This is a genomic window from uncultured Brachyspira sp. (genome assembly GCF_944390595.1).
Taxonomy (GTDB): Bacteria; Spirochaetota; Brachyspiria; order Brachyspirales; family Brachyspiraceae; genus Brachyspira.
Genome location: NZ_CALXRN010000071.1, coordinates 1 through 23,441, shown reverse-complemented (window position 1 = coordinate 23,441; position 23,441 = coordinate 1). Strand labels below are relative to the sequence as shown.

Genomic DNA, 23,441 nt, shown 5'->3' with positions numbered 1-23,441 from the left:
CACAGCACAGCACAGCACAGCACAGCACAGCACAGCACAGCACAGCACAGCACTAATCTATTAAAATTCTATTTAAAAAAATCTCTATACAATTTTTACTGCTTAATAATGCATCTGTATCCTTTCGGCATTGCAAATTATTATAAAAATCTAAAATCGGAGTAATAATATGAAAATTTTATTTGTAATATTTTCTATGATTTTTCTTTTATCATGTTCAAAATATTCAAAATATCTGTCGCAGGCATTGAAAAGCCATGAAAATGATAAAGGTATTGAAGAAATAAGTGCTTTAATAAAAGATAAAAACTTTGACAGAGCTTTGTACAATTCAGCATTGCTTGGATATTCTGATATAGTTTCAGGGCTTGTAAAATCTGGGGCTGATATTAATAACAGAGGAGTTGACGGCTCTACACCTTTAATATTGGTATGCAGAGAACAAAACATTGATGCTGCAAAAATTTTAATAGATAATGGTGCTGATATGTCAATAAGCGATGATAATGATAAAAAAGCGTTTGATTATATTGCTAATAAAAAAGAAATAATCGCTCTTGTATCTGTAATGTCTAAAAAAGAAAATATGGAAGTTTTTAATAAATTTAAAGATTTTTCATTAGAGGCTAATGACATTAACATGCTGCTGGAGAATGTAAATAAAAAAGTTATTGATGAAATGAATAATATGCTTAAAAAAGAATATAAAGATAAAGAGGCTGCCAAAATAAAATCAGGATATGAATTTAATACTTTAATAGAAAAAGCAGATACAAGAAACTTTAATTTCGGAGAGAAGAAAGAGTATACTGATAATATCATGAAAGTAGGCGATTCATTTTATTATATATTTTCAGCAGGCGTTCCTATAGACAGAGGAGGACAAATGGAATATTTAGACTCTTATACAAGTATATGGTTAATAAAAGGGCCATTAAGTATAGCACAATTTGGAAATGTTTCTGCAAGTTTCGCAGGCGGATTTAACGGACTTCCTTTAAGCAGCGATATTAATATAGTTTCAAAAGGGGACTATTTTACACTAGAAGATTACTCTCATTTTGAAAAACGCAAATATACTTTTAAATATTATACATTCAAAGCTGAAGACGGTATATTTTATTTAAATCAAATATCTTTGCTTGATAATAATAATAAAACAAGCACTATTTATAAATATAATTCAAAAGACAATTCAAGAATAACTATAGATGATATTTCATATAGTTTTGCTAATGCTTTAATTGGTGATAATTATTATGGTGAATAATATTATATATAATTTGTTAAGGAGAAATAAAAATGAAAAAAATTATTATACTTTTTAGTTTTGCTTTAATTATACTTTTACAAAGTACTAAATTATATTCTCAGGAAGAAACTGGAATGTTTTATTTTTTGATAGGTACTGAAGGCAATGAAAAAGCTATAATGTATTTACAAATAATAAGAGATGAATTAAATGACTATGATTATACAGAAGGTTATTATTATACATCAAATAATGAAGGTTTTAGCTTTACAGGAGAAATGAAAGGCAATGAATTATACATAGAAAATTTATATAATGCCAATAGATATGCTACTTCTGAAGGATCAGATTACAGCAAAGCAGGTCAAATAAAAGGTACTCTGTATAATGATTTAACATTTGAAGGAAATAGAAATTCTAAAAAAATAAAATTATCTTTAGCAAATACTAAAATAAATAAAGCTCAAATAATAAATGAAGATGATAGTTTATATTCGGATAATGTTTATGTTTTTGACTCTGATATTTTAAATGAAGCAATTGGAGAGTATTCTTATTATAGATTTGATAAAATAACATATCTTGATGATAGTATAATAATTTTTGACATTGCAGGACTAGGTGGATATAGTGCTGGTGTTGGGTTTATAGCATTTTCTATTAATGATGGAAAGCAAATAAATATAGGAGATTTTCTTAATATTAAAGATCAAAACTTAATAGATAAATTTCCTCCTTTACTTGATAACTCATATGATTGTACATTTAGTATTACACCTCAAGGAAAAGTTATTTTAGTATATTCTCCTGGAACAATTATAATAGAGAGCGATGATTTTGAAAACGGCTGGTCATATTATACTCCAGGTGAACCAGCAAAAGAATTTACATTTGAAGAATTAAAGCCTTTTGTTAAAAAGGGTTCACCTTTGGAATATTTATTTAATTAAAATCAATCATATAAAGCCTGTCTTAATAGTTTTATTAGGGCAGGTTTTTTATTTTTAAAAGACTTACTTTACCACGCGTTAAACTCGCTCTAAAAATAAATTTCGCTAACAATAAAACTAAACTATAAATTTTAGTTCTGTTTACCGCGTGATGTTAAAGCTATAAATTTAAAAAACACTTGGGCGGGTATGCTTTTACTAATTAAGCTATAAACTTAACTAAGATGTTACTACAGAATAAAGTTTTAAATTTTAAAGGGCGGGGCTTGTAAAATAATTATTTTGACATAAGCCTCTTTTTTTGATATAGTATTGAATTAGGAGTTTTCATTTATGGAATTATATCAGGAAAAATTAATAAACGCTTTAAAAATGTATCAAAATGACTTTGATAATATGGTTAGCTCTTTTTATGATAATAAAGACAATTTTGACAGTTTAATAAAAAAATATTCATGCGATACTGAAGATGATGTTGATAAAAATTATTTATTAAGGGCTAGACTGTCTTTTTCTATTTTGTATTATACAAATTTAAAAGGATTAAAAAAAGACGCAATAAAAAATATAATAATTTACTTATTTGAAGAAGAAATAAAGGATAGAAAAACTTCAAAATATAAAGGCATAGGAATAGCATTAGAAGTTTTAACATTCCTGCTTAATCAGTATAATAAAGATAATAAAGAACTATTTGAAAAAGCAAAAAATGCAAACAGCGACTGTTCTATTGGTTATGATGATAATGTACGCTTTGAAATGAATATAGAAAATTTAAATATTTACTATGCAATAGAATACTCTTTAGAATTAGGATTTAAAGATTTATATTATGAATTAATAAATATATGGAAATCTAGTATAAAACAATGGGACAGAATAAATTTAGAAAGATTGAGAGATTTTGAAATTAAAGTAGGCAATAAAGAAGGAGAACTTGAGGCAAATAAACAATTATACTGCATCACTAAAGAAGCCTATGAAAAAAGCAGACAGAATCCTGCATTAATGAAAAAAAATTTGTTTTATTTTATTTCATATTTAAGCAATTATGTAGAAAATCTTATTATGCTTGCTAATTATGATGAAGCTTTGAATATTATTATTTCAAATATAGATGATATAAAAAATGCTAATAATAAAGCCTTTTACAATATACATGCTGGAATATCAATAGTAGACAGTTCATTAAAAATTATTATAAATACAGAATATAATGATAAAATTAATATATTATGGGAATTTGTAAAAATAGCATTCACTAATGAGCATTTGCCGTATTCTAAATATATTTATGAGAATTGCATAAAATGTGCTGAAAAAATGAATGATGAAGAGATTAAAAATAAGGTATTAAAAGATATTAAATAAAATTATATTAATATATCTTTTAATACCAAAAATTATAATATGCTTATTTTATTAAGCCTATATCTTTTCTATAGTATTTATCTTTAAAATCTATTTTTTCTATATCTGCATAAGTAAGTTTTCTAGCCTCTTCCAAACTGTCAGCAACATTAACAACATTTAGAACGCGTCCGCCGTCAGTAATAATATTATTGTTTTCATCCAATTTTGCGCCGGCAATAAAACACTTTCCATTAATTTTATCAATGCCTTCTATTTTATAGCCTTTATTGTAAGAAGCAGGGTATCCGCCTGAAGCCATTACAACACAGCATGCATGTTTATTTTTCCATTTAATATTTAAATTAGATAAATCTCTTTTCATTGCTGATTCTATAATAGATAAATAATCTGTTTCCAAAAGCTGAAGCACAGCCTGAGTCTCAGGGTCTCCCATTCTTACATTATATTCAAGCAAGTATACGCCTTTTTTAGTTATCATAAGCCCGAAAAATATAATACCTGCAAATGACATTTTTTCTGCTTTTATTCCTTTAAGTGTAGGTTCCAATATATCTTTAATAAATAATTCTTCTGCCTCTTTTGTGTAATAAGGATTAGGAGATATAACACCCATTCCTCCTGTATTATTTCCTGTATCATTATCACCTACTTTTTTATGATCCTTAGCTGATATAAAAGGTATTATAACATTACTGTCTGTAACTGAAAGTATTGAAGCTTCAACTCCTTCTAAAAACTCTTCTATTACAACTTCATCTCCAGCCTCTTTAAAAACTTTTTTTACCATTATATCTTCTATGGCATTTTTAGCTTCTTTTTTATCTTGGCATATTACAACACCTTTACCCAAAGCAAGTCCGCTGGCCTTTACAACTATAGGATAACTGCATTTTTCTAAATATTTATCAGCCTCATTATAATCATTAAACACTTCATATTCTGCTGTTTTTATACCATATTTTTTCATAAAACTTTTGGAATAAGCTTTAGAGCCTTCAAGTATAGCAGCCTGTTTATTAGGTCCGAATATTTTAAGTCCGTTTTCTTCAAACTTATCAACTATTCCGTATACAAGCATCTCTTCGCTTCCAACAATGGTTAAATCTATACTTTCTTTTTTAGCAAAATTAAGTATTTCATCTATTGTAGAAATTGTTACATTTTCGCATTTGTTTTCTTTTACTGTCCCTGCATTTCCTGGAGCACAGTATATTTTTGAGACTTTTCCATTTTTGCTTAAATTATAACAAATAGCATGCTCTCTTGCACCTGAACCTATAACAAGTATTTTCATATTTTTATCCTTTAACTATATTTAATAACTTTAATTATAAATAAATTTTTACTTGCTCAATATAATAAAAAAAACATAAACAGTAATAATTTGCTGCTTAATTTATATCAAATATTATACTAAAAATATAATACTTTGTCAAAAAGATAATTCTTTGTCTATTTTGATTAAGGCACGTTCTATTATATAATGATTAAAATCTATACTGTCTTTCATAGCTTCATATAATTTAAAAGAATTTACTATGGCTTTGTTCATAGTTTCATCTTTAAACTCAAAACCTTCTGTGATAGTTTTGATAGTTTTCTGCATTGTAATGCCTAAAAATTCATTCACTTTGCTTATATGAAGTATTTTCATATCTGCCTCATCTAATTTTGAAATGAGTTTATCTACTTTTCTATGTCTTGAAAGCTCATCATTAATTGTATAGCATAAATTAATTGCATCTTCAACATAAGGCTTTAAGGATATTATTTCTTTATCTATTTTTATTAATCCGCTTTTTAAACTCTCAAGTATTTTTGTTTTATCTTCTATATTTCTGTCATTTTTATCAGTTTCTATATTAATATTATCAAATTTATCAATTAGTTCTTGAAGAGTTATATTTTCCATTGCTTTTATTATAACTCCGCCCTCTGTGGCATTATAGAATTTTATTTTACTATTATTAGCACATTGAGATTCATACCAATTTCTGTACATATCAAATCTGGAATCAGTAAATACACTCTCGCCATAAACATTTTTCTCTTCTCTTAAATTTCCTGAAACAAGCACTTTATATATTCTGCTGTCATAAGAATCTAATTTTCCTATTTCAGTAAAAAAATTTTCTTCATGGTAGCTTCCTTTTATATGCGTCTGATGATTTGGAAAAGATAAATCCAAACCAACCATTATTATAGGATTAGCACCTATTCTAATAGCAAAATCATAAGCAGCAGTAGATACACTTCCGCCCATGGTAATCTCCCCTCTTTCACCTAAAGGCTTCATAAAATATTTGGCAAGAGGAAATATAGACCCTATAAAATATTTAGCACCATTGAATGATGATATAGCTTCATGATCAACAGATGACTCTGCAATAAGTATAGTATCTTCAAAATGAATATTTCTAAAATATTTTGAATTTTTTTTCTGCGGGTCAATAGTAATAACAAAATGAGGCGATATTCCATGCGATGATAAAGGCTTCATTGCAGTATCAACAGCTATTATAATTGCCTTATTTTTCATCTCTTTTAACTTTCTAATATTCTTTTCAAGAGAAGGACCGGCTGATACTATAACAGCAGGTATATTATTATATTTATTAAAAAATCTATTAACTCCGTAATGAGTTGCAATTTCTACTGAATTAGAAGCTATATTATAAGTCCAAAGTTTATCGAATCTTGAAATAGTATTTATATTTATAATTTTTTTATCTACTACTGAAAGAACCTTGCTTTGATAATATACAGCCTCATCAGGAAACAAAGATGCATAAGACCTAGTAATAAAAAATTTTACCTTTTTTGTTGTTGTTATAGATATAAACTTCTCTATATCCTCATCATCATTTCCGCCTATAAAGAAAGTTATTTTATTATCTTCAAGTATTTTGTCTAATCTAAAATTATCTATTAAAGTGTTAAAAAAATTTATATCAGGCTCAATCACAGCAACAGAAACATTTAATTTTCTAACGGCATTAATCAAATACCCTCCGCCTATTCCGAATATGAATACCAAATCCAAATCTTCATCATTTTCAATTTCTTTTATTAAAGTATTAGCTTCTTTTACCGGATCATAAGCACTATGAAGAAGTATCTGTTTTCCATTTTTTAAAACTTTTGCCGAAGGTTTTTGAGATTTTGTTTCTATTATCTGAATAGCTATATCTGATTGTTTAGCATTTTCAAGCATATTTATAAAGTCATAAGGATATGCTTTAATATTTTTATTTACAGCTTCTAAATTTATTTTTTTTATTTCATTCATAATATTATTTCATAATTTTTTAATTTTTAATTTTCTTTTTGTTATCGGAGAGTTACAAAAAGAATTTAATCATTTGATTTTGCATAGTAATTTAAATACATGATGAAATTATTGTAATAATTTTATGATTTTCTTTCTATTATATAATTTGCTAATTCTATTAAAATATTTTTAGCTTCACTATCTTTATAAGGCTCTAAATATTTCAAAGCATTATTAATTACTTTTTTAGCCTCTTCTTTAGCTCCTTCAAGTCCGAACTGCTTAACGTAAGTAAGTTTTCCTTCTTTTTCATCCTTTCCTACAGTTTTACCTAAAGTTTCATTATCAGAAATCACATCAAGTATATCGTCTTGTATTTGAAAAGCAAGCCCTATAGCTTCTCCGTATTTTGTTATATTTTCTATATCATGTTCATTTGTATTTTCAGATGCTATAGCTCCAAGTCTTACAGCTCCTCTTATCATGGCACCTGTTTTTTTAGCATGAAGTATTTTAAGCATATCAAAGTTAATTTCTTTCTCTTCATAATATAAATCTATAAACTGCCCCATAACCATTCCGCTTATTCCTGCTGCATAACTTAATTCAAAAAGTAATTGTCTTAAAATACTGTCTTTAACATCTGCTTTTGAAAGTAATTGAAAGGCATGGGTTAAAAGCCCGTCTCCTACAAGTATAGCATTAGCTTCACCATATTTTACATGGGTAGTAGGCTTTCCTCTTCTTAAATCATCATTATCCATGGCAGGCAAATCATCATGAACCAAAGAATATGTATGTATAAGCTCTAATGACACAGCAGGTGTTAAAGCCTTTTTATAGTCTCCGTTAAAAAGTTCGCATCCCAAACATGTAAGTATAGGTCTTAATCTTTTACCGCCTGCATCCAATGGGTATTTAAGCATTTCTATGAAACTATTTTCTAATTCTATACTGCTTTTATCAAAAATATTTTCAAGAGTATTATTAATATCTTCAAGTCTTATATTCATATATTCTTTTAAATTCATTATTTTGCCCCATTATAACTATTTTCTTCTATTATAGAGTAATAAGTAAAAATGTAAAGAATAAAATTAATTAATCATTTACAATAATAAAAACTGTATCATACTTAATAGTTCTAGTAAATTAAACTATAAAACTGATACAAATCAAAAAATAAATTCTAATTTAATTGTTCATACATAAGTATAAAAATGCATTGTTTCCATACTATTAATATAATTGAATATTCTTCATCAATTTCCTATGCCAATTTGTATAAAATGTTTTATATAATCAATTCTACTGCACATAATAAATACTTATAAACAATAAGTTAATTAAAATTATTAACATGCTTATTTTTTTATCTTAAATCTAATAACATGAAATGCATATAATTTTTCTTATGTTATTTTTATTTTTTGCCGATAAAGAATTATAGTAGTATTTTTTAAGGTAATGACGTATGAAATATAGAATATTGTTACTTTTATTTATAATTATTAACTGTTCTAATGTATTTGCTCAAAATGCAAATTTTTTAGATACAATTATGTTAGATCAAGTAAAAAGAGTTTATCCGGATGATAATGTAGTGGCTCCGTCTAGTTATACTATCAGCATGAACTTTGATTTAAATAGATATAGATTGAACGAACCTATAACTATGGAAATAAAGATATATGCCAAAAAAGGTACTGTAAGTTTTACAAACTCTGTTAATCCTTTTAATAATTACAGCTTTACAGTATATGATAATTACAATAACCCTGTAGTATCATCAGATAATTATACTCTTTGGAAATATAAAAATGAAAGAACTTTAGACTCTTCTAAAGACAGGGTTGTAACTCTTAATGAAGGTGAAAGTTATTCATACTATGTAGATTTGAATAATTGGTTCTATTTTAATAAAACAGGAAGATATAGAATAGAATGCAGCTTTAACCCTATGCCTGAAATAAGCGATAACTTTTCAATGAAGGCAGATACTGCATATTTCTTGATAGATGAAGCTAGAGTATATCAGCAAAATAATTCTGCTATACCAAATAATAATAATTTGATTACAACTAATCAAAATACAATGAAGGCCCTTTATCCTAATGATATTGTTTCTAATACTTTATTAGCTATGAAAAATAAAGATTGGACTAATTATTTTACTTATATGCATATGCCTTCTATTATAAGTATAAGCCAAAGATATTCTGAAATTTATAGAAGTAATTACAGCAATACATATCTTGAAGATTTTACTGATACAGGAGTGCGTCAAAAAGCTAGAAATTTAAGTTTCGAGGCATTCTTAAGAGATCAATTCTCTGATACTGTTAGTCCTAATATGCTAAGAACTAATTTTGGAAATAATTTCTTGAATAATTTAGAGATGGCATATAAATCTAGTAATATAAGAGAATTAGCTATAAGATTTGATATTCTTTACAGAACTTCCTTACCAGAGGATAGAAAGTTATTATTTGAGGAATTCAAAAAATACCTAGTTTCTGCTTATGATAGAAAAGTAAGAAATGAATTAACTGCTGAATTACAGAGAAACATTGTATATACAAAGGATCCTCAATTAAAAACACATTATACAATGGTTCTTAATATGATTAGAAATGAATATGATCCGGCTATAACATATACCCTACTTAATTATAGTATTGATAAAATTACTATAGTTGAAGAATATGGCTTGCCTAGAGCAGAAGTAGAAACTAGATTGTATCATAGATATTTTAATGCTGATACCGGAGATGTTTATGATCCTGTTGTAAAAAGAGTATTTATCTTAAGACAAATGGGACAATATTGGTATATAGTAAATTACTATGATAGTGTTGTAAATTAATTAACATACAGTATATATAGCAATTTAAAGAAGTGGGAATAAAAATATATTTTCCCACTTCTTTCATTTTTTTTAAATAATTATTGATTTTTAAAAATATATTTATAAATTTATATATTATTCAATTAATATTTTTTAGAGGTCTTAAATGTTTGATAGTAAAAAATTAGTTTTAATGATGAAATTTATCGTTCCCTTTGCAGTGTTTTTAACTATAATGTATTTTACAATATTTTTTATCTATAGAAATATTTATATAAATTCCTTTATTGACAGTAAATCTTTCAAAGCTATAAGCGTACATGATTTAATAGAATCAAAATTAAATAAAATCAATAATGTTATGAATATATTGGATTCTTACCTTAAAATACCTGATTTGCCGTACAGATATTTTGGCGATGCTATAACAAATATATCTAAATTAAGCGATGATTATTTGAATATATACTTCGGAGAAACAATACCATATCCTACAGGGGGAATATTTATAAATTCTTTAGAAGTATTTCCATTAGATTATGATCAAACATCTAGAGGATGGTACAAAGCTGCTATTGCTGAAAACAAAATTCATATAACAGATCCGTATGTTGATTTTGCAACATCTAAAATATGTATTACATTTGCTAAAGCAGTATATACAAATAATAACAGCCTAAAAGGCGTAGTAGCTATAGATTTCGCTAAAATGGATGATATAGTTCAAAATGTAATATATGAAGAAAATGTTAATTTGGTAACATCAAACGGAATGTTTATTAATAATACAGATACAAACAAAATTTTAAATGAAAATGCAAAAATATTTAATGAAGCTCTTTTTCCAAATATCAAAAACTATATAGAAACTGGAAAAAATTATACAAATATATCAAAAAATCATTGGTATATGGTTAAAAATTTAGAGACTGTTCCATGGAGTATTGTATTAAGCGGAGATTTATCTTACATAAAAACACAACTTGTAACTCTTATGCTAGTATTATTCATAGTTTTGGCTGTTATACTCATACTTGAAGCAATATTAGTTGTAACAATAGTAAATCCTATATCATTATCATTGGAACATGCTATAGAAAATATAAAACTTATGAATGAAGGGTATTTTAACAGCAGTTTTAACGAAAAAATGCTTTCTAGAAAAGACCAGACAGCTGATTTATACAAAAATATAAAAAGTATGCAGGATAATATAGGAAAAATAGTATATAATTTAAAAGAAAACATAAACCGTATAAATTCATCTGTTGAAATAATAGCAAGCGGAAGTACTAACCTTTCTGATAGAACAAACTCTCAGGCGGCTTCATTAGAAGAGCTGTCTGCTTCAAGTGAAAATTTATCAAATTCTTTAAAAAATACATGTATAAACACTGAAACTGCCAAAAATATGAGTTTGGATGTAGCTAATTCTACATTAGAAGGAGTTGATGCTGTAAATATAATTTCTAGAAACATGAATGAAATATCACAGTCAAGTAAAAAGATATCAGAAATAACAAAACTTATACAATCTATAGCATTTCAAACTAATATATTAGCTCTTAATGCATCTGTAGAAGCAGCACGTGCAGGCGACCAGGGGCGAGGATTTGCTGTTGTTGCCAGTGAAGTACGTTCTCTAGCCCAAACAGTTAATGAAGCTGCAAACAACATAACTAATATAGTTGATGATACCATACATAAAATAGAGCATGGTAATGAATCTGTTAAACATTCTACAGAGATTTTACAGCAAATTTCATCTTCTGCACAAGAAGTAGTCAATATTTTAACAGAAATCAATACAACAACAGCTAAAGAGCAAGACAGTATAATTCAAATAAATGAAGCAATAAGATCATTGAACAATATAACTCAAGAAAATTCATCTATAGCTGAAAATAGTGCCGATTCCAGCAATGAGGTTAAAGATATGACTGAAAATATAGTCAATGATATTAATTACTTCAAATTTGATAAGAAATAGGAATTTATTATTATATGCTATTGCAAAAATAGCATATTTATAATATAATATATTACTACTTATATATTTATACAATTTTATTTAATGGAGAAGCAAAAAATGAAAAAAGATATACATCCGCAATATTTTGAAACAGATGTAAACTGTGCTTGTGGTGCTAATTTTAAAATACATTCAGTACAAAAAAGTTTACACGTTGATATCTGCCATAACTGTCACCCTTTCTTTACTGGTAAGCAGAAAATTCTTGATACTGCTGGTAGAGTTGATAAATTTAAAAAGCGTTATGGCTTGAAAAAGTAATTTTTTTATATTTGTTTTAAGTCTATAAAGCTATAAAACTGCCTTTATAGACTTAAATATTCATTTTAATTATTTATTCTATAAAATCTTTTTATAAACACATCTAAAAAATAATTTCAGTCTATAATCAACAGGAGTTTTTTATGAAATTCATTATAGAAAACAAAGTGTTTGAAACATTAAATAATCTTTGTGTAGCTGTAATAGTAGCTAAAGGAATAGATAATACTAAAAAAAATGATGAAATTTCTGCCATGCTTAAAGAAAGTATTTCAAATGCTGAAAAAGAATTTGAAAATATAAAGATAAAAGAAAGTAATTATATAAAATGTTACAGAGATGCTTTTCAAAAACTTAATATAAATCCTAATAAATTTATGTGCTCAATAGAAGCATTGCTTACAAGGATATCAAAAAAGAAAGGTATGCCTGAAATTAATGCTGTTGTTGATTTGGTTAATGCTGTTTCTATAAAATATAAATTACCCATGGGAGCACATGATTTAGATTCTATGAAAGAAGATTTTTATATTAGATATTCAACAGATAATGATACTTTTCTTCCATTTGTAGAAACTAATATTGAAAAGCTTGATAAAGATGAATTGGTTTATGCCTCTTCTAATGATATAAGAACTAGAAGATGGATATGGAGACAAAGCGAGCATGGAAAAATCATTGAAAGTTCTAAAAATATAATATTCCCTATAGATGCATTTATTGGAATTAATGATGATACTGCAATTAAAGCTAGGGAAGAATTAAGCAATTTGCTTTCAAAATTTTTTAATTGTGATATTACAACCGGAATAATAGATTCCAAAAATAATTATATAGAATTTTAAAAAAGACTTTGCTAAAAATAGCAAAGTCTTATAAAATTATAATATTATAGATTATTAAGTCTATTTAATACTTCTATATAAGCTTCTTCAATAGAGCCTAAATCTCTTCTAAATCTGTCTTTATCCAATTTTTTGCCTGTCTCTTTATCCCAGAATCTGCAAGTATCTGGTGTAATCTCATCAGCTAAAAGTATCTCGCCTTTTGAGTTCTTACCAAATTCAACTTTAAAATCAACTAAAGTAATTCCTATTTTATCTAAAGCATCCTTTAATAGATTATTAACTTTAGCAGTTACTTCATAAATATATTTTAACTCATCATAAGTAGCAAGTTTCAAAGCAACAGCATGATGATCATTTATTAAAGGATCTCCGTATTCATCATTTTTATAACAAATTTCAAATATAGTATTAGGAGGAACTGTACCCTCTTCTATACCAAGTCTTTTAGCCATAGAACCAGCAATCAAATTTCTAACTATAACTTCTAAAGGAAATATTTGTACTTTTTGACAAAGCTGTTCTCTGTCATTTAATTTTTCTATAAAATGTGTTTTAATTCCATTTTTTTCAAGCATTTTAAAAAGTAATGAAGTAATTTCATTATTCATAACGCCCTTATCTTTAATAGAACCTTTCTTTTCACCATTGAAAGCTGTAGCATCATCTTTATAATATACAATGATTTGGTCAGCATTATCAGTAGCATAAACTTTTTTAGCTTTTCCCTCATATATCATTTCTTTTTTTTCTTTGGACATTGTTAACTCCTATTTATTATAAATTAATACTTATTTAATTTACCAAGTTATTATATATCTTTTTTAATTATTTTACTATATTTTAAATATCAAATTCTATAGGTTTATCATTATCAGCAATAAAATCTTCTTTCATCTTTTTTCTGTATTCTATCAATTTATTTTTGACATCAGAGTATTTTAAAGCAAGAATCTCAACGGCAAGCATTCCGGCATTATAAGAATTGTTTATACCTACTGTAGCAACTGTTATAGGTTTAGGCATTTGAACTATAGAAAGCAAAGCATCCATTCCGTCAAGATTGCTTGCACTAATTGGAACCCCTATAACAGGAAGTATAGTTTTTGAAGCTATTACCCCAGGTAAATGGGCAGCAAGTCCTGCACCTGCTATTATCACTTCAAAATTATTATTTTCAATATCTTTAATAGTTTTTTCAAGATGTTCAGGCACTCTATGAGCAGAAAGTACAAATGCTTTATATTCTATCCCAAATTCTTTTAAGCAAGAAGCAGCCCCTTTCATTTTATCAGTATCAGACCTGCTTCCAAATATTATAGCGGCTTTCATGTTTTCTCCTAATAATAAATTTTGAATATATTATAAACAAAAATATATTATAGTGCAAACATAATGAGTCAATAACTATTTTTTTATAATATGATCCATAGATTTAGTATCATTACTTCCGCATTTAGGGCATTTCGGTTTAAAAACTAACATACTGATAATAGAAGGTCTTTTCCTAGAACTAAACATTTTACCGCATGAATTACACATATACATAAAAGGCGGATTAAATGGAAGCATAATAAAACTCCTAATTTATTTTTTATATTAATATAATAGTATGTATATGTGACATTTTTTGTCATTACAATAAAAAATTAGCGGATTTTTTACTTTCTTGTATAAACGCCTGTAAAACCTATACCTATTCCAGCCATTTCATTGAACCCATCTTCTGATACATGCAAAGTATTTTCATCTTCTACATGTATAGTTAATGTATAATCCTCTGATTCATATTTCATAACATTTTCATCTTCATAATAATAAACTACATAATCTAATTCAGCCATATTGCCTCTAAATGATACAGCCAAACCTTTGACATAAAATTGATAAGGACTTTTTAATATAAGTTCTATTTCAGCACCATCGCTCCTAACAAAAGTACCTACTAAATCATCTGCTGGAACCGACATAATAGCTTTTTGAGAATAAGCAGTAGAATATAAGTATATAAAAGAGATTAATATTATAGCAACTTTTTTCATAATTTAACCCTAAATATAAAAATATCAAAAACAATAGCTATATAATTATACATAGCTATTGTTTAAATTATCACATTTATTATTTTTATTAAACTTTGAAGAAATGCATTAATTCAACAAGCTCTCTAGCCTGACCCATTAATGCCTCAGAAGATGCTGTAGCCTCTTCTACCAAAGAAGCATTTTGCTGAGTAGACTGATCCATTTGCGAAACAGCAATATTAACTTGATCAACTCCAGCCTGCTGCTCTACTGCCATAGCACTGATATCCTGCATAATCTTAGAAGTATCTTCTATCTTCTGTTCAATATCCATAAATATCTCTTTAGACTTTCTTGCTGTTTCAGTTGCTGTTTTTATTTTTTCATTAGAATCTGCAATAAGTGCAGTAATATCTTTAACGGATGACTGGCTAGTTTGTGCTAAATTTCTAACTTCACTAGCAACAACAGCAAATCCCTTACCTTGCTCTCCTGCACGTGCCGCCTCTACTGCAGCATTAAGTGCTAATATATTAGTTTGAAAAGCAATATTTTCTATTATTTTAATTATATCTGTAATTTTATTACTAGCTTCAAATACAAGTTCTATATTATTTGTAGTAGCTTCTATTATGTCTCCAGCCTCTTGAACAGACTTTTCAGAATCCTGCATCATTCTATTTCCTCTTACAGAATTATCAGCAGAAGATTTAATTGTAGAAGCAATTTGCTCCATAGAAGAAGCTGTTTCTTCCAAGTGAGATGCCTGCATTTCTGTTCTAGTAGATAAATCCGTATTACCCTGTGCTATTTCTGTAGCAGCTTCAGATATTTCTCTAGAACTTTCTAATACTTTAGATATTATTTCTCTTAAATGTATTGTCATATTATGAAAACTGCGTAGTAATAATACAAATTCATTATTGCCTTTAAGTTTACTTTCATCTATTTCTACAGTTAAATTACCATTAGATATTTCAGAAGCCAAATGTACGCATAAATGTAAATGCTTTCCTACACTTTTTCCTAAAGAACCTAAGAAAGCTACAACAGATAATCCAACAATAAATAAACATATAAAGAATAAAATAGTATCATTTCTTACTTCTTTAGCAGCTTTTTGTAAATTTAAAGCATTATCTGATTCTAACTTATCAAAAAATTGGTTAATAGGAGACATTATTTCTGAAACTTTTTCTTCATAAGTTTTTCCATTAACAAGTTCTATAGCTTCCAATTGCCTTGCTTTATATTCATCCGGTATGCTTCCGTCCGGATTTCTAGGAATGCTTTTCATTAACTCCATAGCCTGAATTTCTAAATTTACTAATTCTTCTGATCTGCTTTTTGATAGAGCAAGATAATCAAACATATCCTTAGAAAAATTTAAATCTTTCATAACATTTGAATAAGATTTTGTTTCGCCATCAGAAGAAGGTTTTTTACCGCTTCCCAAATAAATAGACCAATATATACCTCTATCATAATTTATAGGAGTAGGTTTTGTTCCTCCGGATATCGCTATACAATCATTATATGCCTGTTCATATTTAGCATCTCCTGTAGCCACAAAACTCCTAACAAACTGTGTTAAAAATGCTGAATTTTGCTGATACTGCCTAGCTATTGCTGAAGATTTTATAGTATGCTGATATATATTACTATACTCAGTAACGCTTCTCACTATTCTAATTTGAAGATATATTAACAAAACTGTAACTAAAAAAGTATAAACGCCAAATATAATAAACCTAGTCTTTATTTTCATAATAAACATCTCCAATAAAATAGTTATTACTTGAATTTTCGGAATTATATGTTACTTAATTTAAATTACAAAAAATAAAATAGTAATTCTTTAACCATATTTTAAACATAATAAAAAATATAACTTTATGAATACAAAAAATACTTGAATAATATTAATAATAAACTTAAAATATATTACTATAAAAAATAATTATTAGGATATATATGAATACTGAAATAGAACAAATAAGAATAGGATTAGCTAATATAGTAATATTTAGAGATATATTAAAAACAAAAGTTATAAAAAAACTAATAAAATTTTTAGATATTTACAATGATAATGATAAAATAAAAATTTTAGATTATTATTCTGAGTTTTTATATGAATTATTTAAATATAATAATACAATATCAGATTACATATTAGAACAAATATTCAAAGATGATAATATATATGTAAATAAATATATAAAAAATGAAAATATAAACACTGCATTAGAAAAAGCATTAAAAAATGAATTAGATTTTTTTGAATTTCTTTCATCATTTGATTTCAATAATTTATTTAAAAAAGAAGAATATTCAAACGATATAGCACAATTAGAAAATAAGAATATGAATTTTTATAGTGTTTATAAAGACCATATAAATAATATTAATAAAAAAGGATATGGAATATTCTATAAAAATAATATGTTTACTCTTGACGATAAAAAAAATATAATACCTGCAAAACATCAGGATATGCAAAACATAAAACAATTATATGGTTATGAAAGAGAAAGAAGTAAAGTCATAACAAATACTAAAAGCCTGCTTGAAGGAAAAAAAGCTAATAATGTACTATTGTATGGAGATGCCGGAACTGGAAAAAGCAGCACTATAAAAGCAATAGCAAATATGCTTAAAGATGATGGATTAAGACTTATAGAAGTAAAAAAAAGTCAATTATCATTTATAACAGATATAATAGAAAATTTAAGTTATAGTCCATTAAAATTTATAATATTTATAGATGATCTTACATTCTCCTCAAATGATGATACTTTTTCATATTTAAAAGCTGTACTTGAAGGAGGAGTTAATTCTTTTCCAACAAATGTAGTAGTTTATATTACTTCTAATTACAGACATTTAATAAAAGAAAATTTCAATGACAGAACCGGCGATGATATTCATGTGGAAGATACTATTCAGCAAATTATGAGTTTGACTAATAGATTTGGAATAATAATAACTTTCCAAAGACCTGATAAAGACTTATTTATAGATATTGTATTATCATACGCTGAATATAATAATATACAGATGGATAAAGAAGAACTTATAAAACAAGCAGAAGGTTATGCTATAAGAAGTGCAGGAAGAAGCCCAAGGGTGGCAAAACAGTTTATAGAAACTTTATTATAATGTTAATTATTTCATTATTATATTTGTAATATCAAAAAAATGATAATAATTTATTAAACTATATTAATAAAAAATTATAATTCTTTTTTATACAAGCTAAATAATTCATTTGTATAAATCAGTTTACAATTATCATCAAATATAAACTCACTGCTATTATCTTCAAAATTTGGTTTATTTGGCGTACTATACCAATAATATACTGATAAATTATGATGAGGTATAATTTTTATATTATTATCATCTTTTGCATACAAATTAGAATTAGTATTTTCTGTTATTAAATATTCTATTTTATAATTTTGATTAGTATAAGTATTTTCTTTTTTAGTTAAAAATAAATTCATAGCATAATTAAAAATATTTCTTGAATATAATGTAAAAGGCTCTCCATTAGCATCTTTAGCCATATTTTTTACTATATCATAACTAAGTCTCTGCTTTTTTCCTACTAAAGAAAAATCATAATTTTGTTTATAATAATGCCAAGGTACAGCAAGTATATGAATAAACATAAATATAATCAGAAACATAAATAATTTACTTTTTTTATTATACAAATAATTAACAAATAACAGTATAGTAAAAAATGATAAGGCATACATAGAAAAATGATAAACATATCCGCCGCCTTTACCTTTTAATATCATAGGGCAAAGTATAGCAACAGGTATATATAAAAAATAGAAGAATAATATTTCTTTTAATATTGGATAATCTTTAGATAAATTTTTATTGCGTAAAAATATAATAGAATATACAAAAGAAGCAATTACTATAACATGAGAAATTATTATAACAATGATCATTATAGGACTAAACACTCCCCAATAAGTTAACACAGTTTTTACATCAAATTTATTCAATGTAAAAGTTGGAAATATAATTTGAGCATAAATTTGAGGGAAACGTTTATAAAAAGGAACTGTATAACTTTTTGATAAATTAATCATTTTTAATGAATTATTAAATCCATTTTGAATTTCTACTATCAAATAAGGCAAATACAATAAAAATGATATAAATACTCCCAAAGCTAAATATTTAAAATATTTCTTAGAATAATTTCTTTTAATGATTAAATATACTAATAATGTCGGTACTACACCATAATATACTGCAAAATGAAATTGTCCCATAATAGCAAGTACTGGAAATAAAAGTGCTGCAAAAATTTTTGAATATTTTCCATCTCTTAAATATTCTGCAAAAAACATACAGAAAATAAATGAAAACATAACAACAGGATTAGGATTAGTAAATGAAGTTGTAGCTTCAAATAAAATGCAGTTAACAGCCATAAATGATGTCATAATTACAGCCGAAATAAAACCAAATCTAAAATAAATCCACATTAAAAATATAAACAAAACTAATAAATATATACTTACATCTATAATTCTAGCTATATAATAATTTTCTCCAGATAAATTAAATAATAATAAAAATTTTGAATAAAATCCTGCTCCTGGAACTCTTGCTATATCATCAACTAGAAGTCCGCTTGTAACTAATCTTGCCCCTGTGTGCGGAATATATTTATTGTCATAAGCCATTCTCATATCATAAAAATGCTGTTCATTATCATTAGATAAAAAAGAATTTCTTTGAAAATAAAAATTAGATACTATGCTTATAATAATAGATATTACAATTAAAGATAAAAAAATTATTTTTGAGTTTTTAACCATAAAATAAATACTCCATTATTGCTCATAAAACTTATATATACTGAAACCTTTTGTATTAGTTAAAAAAGCAGCTTTATTTTCAATAACATATTTCATATCATTAGCATTTCTATTTGAATCCCAATTCTTCTCCACTATATTATCTTTAATTATATAGGTTAATTTAGCATCATCTGAATATTTAAGTTTATTATCTGGAAAGTATGTATTAAAAATATCCTTATGCTGTCCTTTTAGAACACCTGAAAAAGAATCATAAATTTTTATATCATTTCCATTTGAATCATTTTCTATAATATTAAGCAAATTAGCAAAACTGCTGTAATTTCTAGGCTCTTCAAATAATTTCCAATATCTAATTAATTCTCCATACATAGCAAATGAATTTAATAATAATATGATTATTGTTATAGCAAAATATTTTCTGTTATTTTTTAATTTATCTTCATTTTGTACAAAAAATAATAAAATAGGTGTAAATGCAATAGAATAAGCAGAATATAAATAATGGAATATTCCAGATTTTGATCTAAATATTATAAAACTAATAATCGTTACTGGAATGAATAAAAACAATATAAAAATTAATTCTTTTAATACCAACTCTTTATCATTAGAAATATGTTTTCTTTTTAGTAAAAATATGAAAGATCTTATAAATACAAAAGCAGAAAAAATAATACTTATAAAAAGAAAGATTAAACCATAAAAATATATAGGCTTGCTGAACCAATAATATATAATAGAACCTGTTCTAGTACCAAATAAAGCAGATATTTCATTTGTAGGAAATAATATTAAAGCATAAATTTGAGGAAAAGGTATAGAAGAAAGATCTCCTCTCATATTCATAGCATATTGAACATTTAAAAAACCTGTTTTAATTTCATGTAAAAGATATGGTAAATATAATAAGAAAGATATAAAAACTCCAATAGCCCAAAACAATATATACTTTTTAGTTTTTTTGAATCTTATTATTAAATACACTATTAATGTTGGAATCATAGCAAAAAAAGTTACCATATGACCTTGAGCCATTAATGCAAGTATTGGAAATATTATAACAGCAGATATTTTTATAATTTTTTCACTATTATTTTTATCCAAATATTCATATAAAAAAATAAATAATAATAAACTAAATACCAAAGTAACATTAGGATTCCAAAAATCTGTCATAGCCATTATTAAATAACCATTAAGCATTATAATTGGACTCATCATAGATAAAACAAAAAGTCCGAATTTTTTATACAGCCACAACATAAATATAAATAAAATTATTAAGTTGAAAATAAGATTAATAATTTTAGCATTATATAAGTTCTCATTACCTATACCATAAAATAAAACATAAAGTATATAATAAAAACCTCCTGGAACTTTCGGACTAGTTACAGCATCAGTACTTATAAATCTAGCTCCCATTGTTGGAAATTCTTTATTCTCATAATATTTTTTCATATCATAAAAATGAGATTCCTGATCCTTACCTATAAATCTTTTATCTACTGCATAAAAAGAAATAGATATACATGCTATTACAGATATAATTATTAACAATAATGAATATTTATCTAATTTCATATTTATCCTTTTTTAATCTATTCCTGTAAAAGGCTCATCATTATTATATTTATATACTAACAAAGCAGAATTACTATATAATAATTTAGCATTATTGTTAAAATATATCATATAATTAGATACTGTTTCTTTATTTTGCGATAATGCAACTATATTATCAAATACAAAATAAATATTAGTAGAATTTCCATTTTGTTTCCATACATTATTAGTAAAAAAAGTAATAGCAATATCTCTATACATATTATTATGAGCATAAATACCTATAACATTAGCATCAGAATCTTTAGAATCATTATAAATAGTTTTTGCAACATTTTCCATAGCCTGTAAATTTCTAGGTTCTTCATAATATTTCATATACACAGTATTTTGTACATAAAGTACAAGTAAATTAATGAAAAGCAAAAAAGAAATTATATAAAAAATCTTTTTACTTGATTTTAATTTATAATCATATTGAACAAAAAATAATATTATAGGCAAATATGATATGGCAAACATAGAATATAAATAATGTATAACACCTGATTTTGAATGTGATAAAATATTAACAATTATTGTAACAGGTATAAATAGTAAAAATATAAAAAACATATTAAGAATAACTTTTTCATTATTAGATTTAGCTTTATAATTTCTATTAAAAAAGAAATATAATATTCTAATAAAACAAAAAAGAGAAAAAATTAAACTCAAAAATAAAAAAGCTACACCTAATACTGTTAAAGGATATTTACTCCAATAACTAATAATTGCCCCTATACCGCTTCCGTAAGACATAGATATTTCATTAGTTGGATATAGTAATAAGGCATATATTTGAGGAAAAGGGAAAGAGGAAAATGAATCTCTAATAGACATAGCCATTTTTAAATTGCTAAAATTAGATTGTATTTCAGAAATTAAATAGGGTAAATATTCTAAAAAAGATATAAAACCCCCTAAACTCCAATAAAGTATATATTTTAATGTACGTTTATATTTAATAATCAAATAAACTATAACAGTAGGAATCATTGAAAAAAAAGTAAAAAAATGTCCTTGTGCCATAATAGCAAGTATTGGAAAAATGAATACAGCTGAAAGTTTTATTATATTTTTTCTTTTATCATTTTCTTCTGCGGTATCAATATATTCAAATAATAATATAAATAATAAAAAACTAAATATTAATGTTATATGCTGATTAAGAAAATCACTAATTGCCAGTACCATATATACATTACATAAAATTAAAGATGCTATAAATGAAGTGTTCATAATACCAAAGCGTTTGTAGAACCAAAATAAAAACAAATAGATTATTATTAAATTGAATATTAGATTAATAATTCTAGTTATGAAATAATTTTCACCGGATAATTTATAAAATAAAGTATAAAGTATATAATATGCTCCGCCTGGCACTCTTGGAATATTATCAGCATTATTAACTATTTCACTTGGAATAAATCTAGCACCTGTAGTCGGTAATTTACCGGAATCATACCATTTTTTCATATCATAAAAATGCTGGGCTTGATCTGTTCTTACAAATCTTTTGGGCATAATATAATAATCTATGCATAAATTTACAATAAAAGAGGATATTAATAAAACTATTGGTATTAATATATTTTTATTAAAATTCATAAATAAACCTTATTTATACCAAATGACAAGCACAATAATGACCTGTTTCAACCTCTCTAAATTCTGGAGCTTTCTCTGCACAAATAGCTTCTGCTTTAGGACATCTAGTTCTAAATTTACATCCTGAAGGAGGATTAATAGGAGAAGGTATTTCACCTGAAAGTATTATACGCTGTTTTGTCTTTGCAATTGAAGGCTCTGATATAGGTATAGCCGAAATTAAAGACTGAGTATAAGGGTGAAGCGATTTTGTATATAATGATTCGCTGTCTGTAAGCTCTACAATATTTCCTAAATACATAACCCCTATTCTTTTAGATATCTGACGCACTACTGCCAAATCATGAGCAATGAATAAATAAGTAAGCTTCATATCCTGCTGCATATCATAAAGCATATTAATAATCTGAGCTTGTATTGAAACATCCAATGCAGATACAGGCTCATCGCATACTATAAACTCAGGATTAACTGCTAAAGCACGTGCTATTCCTATACGCTGTCTC

20 protein-coding genes are annotated in these 23,441 nt (G+C 25.8%); 8 read left to right on the top strand and 12 right to left on the bottom strand.

Going from position 1 to position 23,441, the window contains the following annotated elements:
* Positions 1-169: 169 nt before the first annotated feature.
* The 3 genes from Q0J90_RS03850 to Q0J90_RS03840 all read left to right on the top strand — a co-directional run bounded on the left by Q0J90_RS03850 (position 170) and on the right by Q0J90_RS03840 (position 3,573).
* Positions 170-1,270 carry an ankyrin repeat domain-containing protein gene (locus tag Q0J90_RS03850; protein WP_297276652.1) on the top strand — a complete coding sequence of 367 codons (1,101 nt, stop codon included), beginning with the start codon at positions 170-172 and terminating at the stop codon, positions 1,268-1,270.
* A 32-nt stretch (positions 1,271-1,302) separates the two neighbouring features.
* Positions 1,303-2,202 carry a hypothetical protein gene (locus Q0J90_RS03845; RefSeq protein WP_297276651.1) on the top strand — a complete coding sequence of 300 codons (900 nt, stop codon included), beginning with the start codon at positions 1,303-1,305 and terminating at the stop codon, positions 2,200-2,202.
* A gap of 333 nt (positions 2,203-2,535) precedes the next feature.
* Entirely contained in the window at positions 2,536-3,573 is a 1,038-nt protein-coding gene (locus tag Q0J90_RS03840) for a hypothetical protein (protein ID WP_297276650.1), read from the top strand.
* 43 nt (positions 3,574-3,616) lie between these two features.
* On the opposite strand, the gene purD is transcribed toward Q0J90_RS03840, so the two are convergent.
* The 3 genes from purD to Q0J90_RS03825 all read right to left on the bottom strand — a co-directional run bounded on the left by purD (position 3,617) and on the right by Q0J90_RS03825 (position 7,878).
* On the bottom strand, positions 3,617-4,870 hold the full coding sequence (gene purD, locus Q0J90_RS03835; RefSeq protein ID WP_297276649.1) for a phosphoribosylamine--glycine ligase: 1,254 nt from the start codon (positions 4,868-4,870) through the stop codon (positions 3,617-3,619).
* A 138-nt stretch (positions 4,871-5,008) separates the two neighbouring features.
* Entirely contained in the window at positions 5,009-6,865 is a 1,857-nt protein-coding gene (locus Q0J90_RS03830; protein WP_297276648.1) for a 6-hydroxymethylpterin diphosphokinase MptE-like protein, read from the bottom strand.
* A gap of 122 nt (positions 6,866-6,987) precedes the next feature.
* Positions 6,988-7,878 (bottom strand): polyprenyl synthetase family protein, encoded by an 891-nt coding sequence (locus Q0J90_RS03825; protein ID WP_297276647.1) that lies wholly within the window; start codon positions 7,876-7,878, stop codon positions 6,988-6,990.
* 443 nt (positions 7,879-8,321) lie between these two features.
* Here Q0J90_RS03825 and Q0J90_RS03820 point away from each other — a divergent pair, with 443 nt between their 5' ends.
* The 4 genes from Q0J90_RS03820 to Q0J90_RS03805 all read left to right on the top strand — a co-directional run bounded on the left by Q0J90_RS03820 (position 8,322) and on the right by Q0J90_RS03805 (position 12,833).
* Positions 8,322-9,713 (top strand): hypothetical protein, encoded by a 1,392-nt coding sequence (locus Q0J90_RS03820; RefSeq protein ID WP_297276646.1) that lies wholly within the window; start codon positions 8,322-8,324, stop codon positions 9,711-9,713.
* A 148-nt stretch (positions 9,714-9,861) separates the two neighbouring features.
* Positions 9,862-11,685, top strand: coding sequence for a methyl-accepting chemotaxis protein (locus Q0J90_RS03815; RefSeq protein WP_297276645.1), 1,824 nt, complete (start codon positions 9,862-9,864; stop codon positions 11,683-11,685).
* Positions 11,686-11,784: 99 nt separating this feature from the next.
* Complete coding sequence (gene rpmE, locus Q0J90_RS03810; protein WP_020004042.1) at positions 11,785-11,988, top strand: 50S ribosomal protein L31; 204 nt, start codon at positions 11,785-11,787, stop codon at positions 11,986-11,988.
* Between the two features lie 143 nt (positions 11,989-12,131).
* Positions 12,132-12,833 carry a phenylalanine--tRNA ligase beta subunit-related protein gene (locus Q0J90_RS03805; protein WP_297276644.1) on the top strand — a complete coding sequence of 234 codons (702 nt, stop codon included), beginning with the start codon at positions 12,132-12,134 and terminating at the stop codon, positions 12,831-12,833.
* A 44-nt stretch (positions 12,834-12,877) separates the two neighbouring features.
* Here the strand turns inward: Q0J90_RS03805 and purC are convergent, their stop codons facing one another.
* The 5 genes from purC to Q0J90_RS03780 all read right to left on the bottom strand — a co-directional run bounded on the left by purC (position 12,878) and on the right by Q0J90_RS03780 (position 16,625).
* A complete protein-coding gene (purC, locus tag Q0J90_RS03800) occupies positions 12,878-13,594 on the bottom strand; it encodes a phosphoribosylaminoimidazolesuccinocarboxamide synthase (protein WP_297276643.1) in 717 nt (238 codons plus the stop codon).
* 82 nt (positions 13,595-13,676) lie between these two features.
* Complete coding sequence (purE, locus tag Q0J90_RS03795) at positions 13,677-14,165, bottom strand: 5-(carboxyamino)imidazole ribonucleotide mutase (RefSeq protein ID WP_297276642.1); 489 nt, start codon at positions 14,163-14,165, stop codon at positions 13,677-13,679.
* 75 nt (positions 14,166-14,240) lie between these two features.
* Positions 14,241-14,405, bottom strand: a complete 165-nt coding sequence (locus Q0J90_RS03790; protein ID WP_297276641.1) for a zinc ribbon domain-containing protein — start codon at positions 14,403-14,405, stop codon at positions 14,241-14,243.
* An 89-nt stretch (positions 14,406-14,494) separates the two neighbouring features.
* Positions 14,495-14,875: a hypothetical protein gene (locus Q0J90_RS03785; RefSeq protein ID WP_297276640.1), complete on the bottom strand. Its 381-nt coding sequence runs from the start codon at positions 14,873-14,875 to the stop codon at positions 14,495-14,497.
* A gap of 88 nt (positions 14,876-14,963) precedes the next feature.
* Positions 14,964-16,625 (bottom strand): methyl-accepting chemotaxis protein, encoded by a 1,662-nt coding sequence (locus tag Q0J90_RS03780; protein WP_297276639.1) that lies wholly within the window; start codon positions 16,623-16,625, stop codon positions 14,964-14,966.
* Between the two features lie 206 nt (positions 16,626-16,831).
* Here Q0J90_RS03780 and Q0J90_RS03775 point away from each other — a divergent pair, with 206 nt between their 5' ends.
* Positions 16,832-18,019 (top strand): DUF815 domain-containing protein, encoded by a 1,188-nt coding sequence (locus Q0J90_RS03775; protein WP_297276638.1) that lies wholly within the window; start codon positions 16,832-16,834, stop codon positions 18,017-18,019.
* Between the two features lie 74 nt (positions 18,020-18,093).
* On the opposite strand, the gene Q0J90_RS03770 is transcribed toward Q0J90_RS03775, so the two are convergent.
* The 4 genes from Q0J90_RS03770 to Q0J90_RS03755 all read right to left on the bottom strand — a co-directional run.
* Positions 18,094-19,710: a hypothetical protein gene (locus Q0J90_RS03770; protein ID WP_297276637.1), complete on the bottom strand. Its 1,617-nt coding sequence runs from the start codon at positions 19,708-19,710 to the stop codon at positions 18,094-18,096.
* 15 nt (positions 19,711-19,725) lie between these two features.
* Entirely contained in the window at positions 19,726-21,300 is a 1,575-nt protein-coding gene (locus Q0J90_RS03765) for a hypothetical protein (protein WP_297276636.1), read from the bottom strand.
* Between the two features lie 12 nt (positions 21,301-21,312).
* On the bottom strand, positions 21,313-22,935 hold the full coding sequence (locus Q0J90_RS03760; RefSeq protein WP_297276635.1) for a hypothetical protein: 1,623 nt from the start codon (positions 22,933-22,935) through the stop codon (positions 21,313-21,315).
* A 13-nt stretch (positions 22,936-22,948) separates the two neighbouring features.
* A partial coding sequence (locus Q0J90_RS03755) for an ABC transporter ATP-binding protein (RefSeq protein WP_297276634.1) occupies positions 22,949-23,441 on the bottom strand: 493 nt, incomplete at its 5' end.

Coding starts and splice junctions, on each gene's coding strand:
- Q0J90_RS03775 (WP_297276638.1), top strand. CDS start 16,832: ATGAATACTGAAATAGAACAAATAAGAATAGGATTAGCTAATATAGTA.
- Q0J90_RS03830 (WP_297276648.1), bottom strand. CDS start 6,865: ATGAATGAAATAAAAAAAATAAATTTAGAAGCTGTAAATAAAAATATT.
- Q0J90_RS03850 (WP_297276652.1), top strand. CDS start 170: ATGAAAATTTTATTTGTAATATTTTCTATGATTTTTCTTTTATCATGT.
- Q0J90_RS03845 (WP_297276651.1), top strand. CDS start 1,303: ATGAAAAAAATTATTATACTTTTTAGTTTTGCTTTAATTATACTTTTA.
- Q0J90_RS03765 (WP_297276636.1), bottom strand. CDS start 21,300: ATGAAATTAGATAAATATTCATTATTGTTAATAATTATATCTGTAATA.
- Q0J90_RS03805 (WP_297276644.1), top strand. CDS start 12,132: ATGAAATTCATTATAGAAAACAAAGTGTTTGAAACATTAAATAATCTT.
- Q0J90_RS03790 (WP_297276641.1), bottom strand. CDS start 14,405: ATGCTTCCATTTAATCCGCCTTTTATGTATATGTGTAATTCATGCGGT.
- Q0J90_RS03815 (WP_297276645.1), top strand. CDS start 9,862: ATGTTTGATAGTAAAAAATTAGTTTTAATGATGAAATTTATCGTTCCC.
- Q0J90_RS03785 (WP_297276640.1), bottom strand. CDS start 14,875: ATGAAAAAAGTTGCTATAATATTAATCTCTTTTATATACTTATATTCT.
- Q0J90_RS03820 (WP_297276646.1), top strand. CDS start 8,322: ATGAAATATAGAATATTGTTACTTTTATTTATAATTATTAACTGTTCT.
- purD (WP_297276649.1), bottom strand. CDS start 4,870: ATGAAAATACTTGTTATAGGTTCAGGTGCAAGAGAGCATGCTATTTGT.
- purC (WP_297276643.1), bottom strand. CDS start 13,594: ATGTCCAAAGAAAAAAAAGAAATGATATATGAGGGAAAAGCTAAAAAA.
- purE (WP_297276642.1), bottom strand. CDS start 14,165: ATGAAAGCCGCTATAATATTTGGAAGCAGGTCTGATACTGATAAAATG.
- Q0J90_RS03770 (WP_297276637.1), bottom strand. CDS start 19,710: ATGGTTAAAAACTCAAAAATAATTTTTTTATCTTTAATTGTAATATCT.
- Q0J90_RS03840 (WP_297276650.1), top strand. CDS start 2,536: ATGGAATTATATCAGGAAAAATTAATAAACGCTTTAAAAATGTATCAA.
- rpmE (WP_020004042.1), top strand. CDS start 11,785: ATGAAAAAAGATATACATCCGCAATATTTTGAAACAGATGTAAACTGT.
- Q0J90_RS03760 (WP_297276635.1), bottom strand. CDS start 22,935: ATGAATTTTAATAAAAATATATTAATACCAATAGTTTTATTAATATCC.
- Q0J90_RS03780 (WP_297276639.1), bottom strand. CDS start 16,625: ATGAAAATAAAGACTAGGTTTATTATATTTGGCGTTTATACTTTTTTA.
- Q0J90_RS03825 (WP_297276647.1), bottom strand. CDS start 7,878: ATGAATTTAAAAGAATATATGAATATAAGACTTGAAGATATTAATAAT.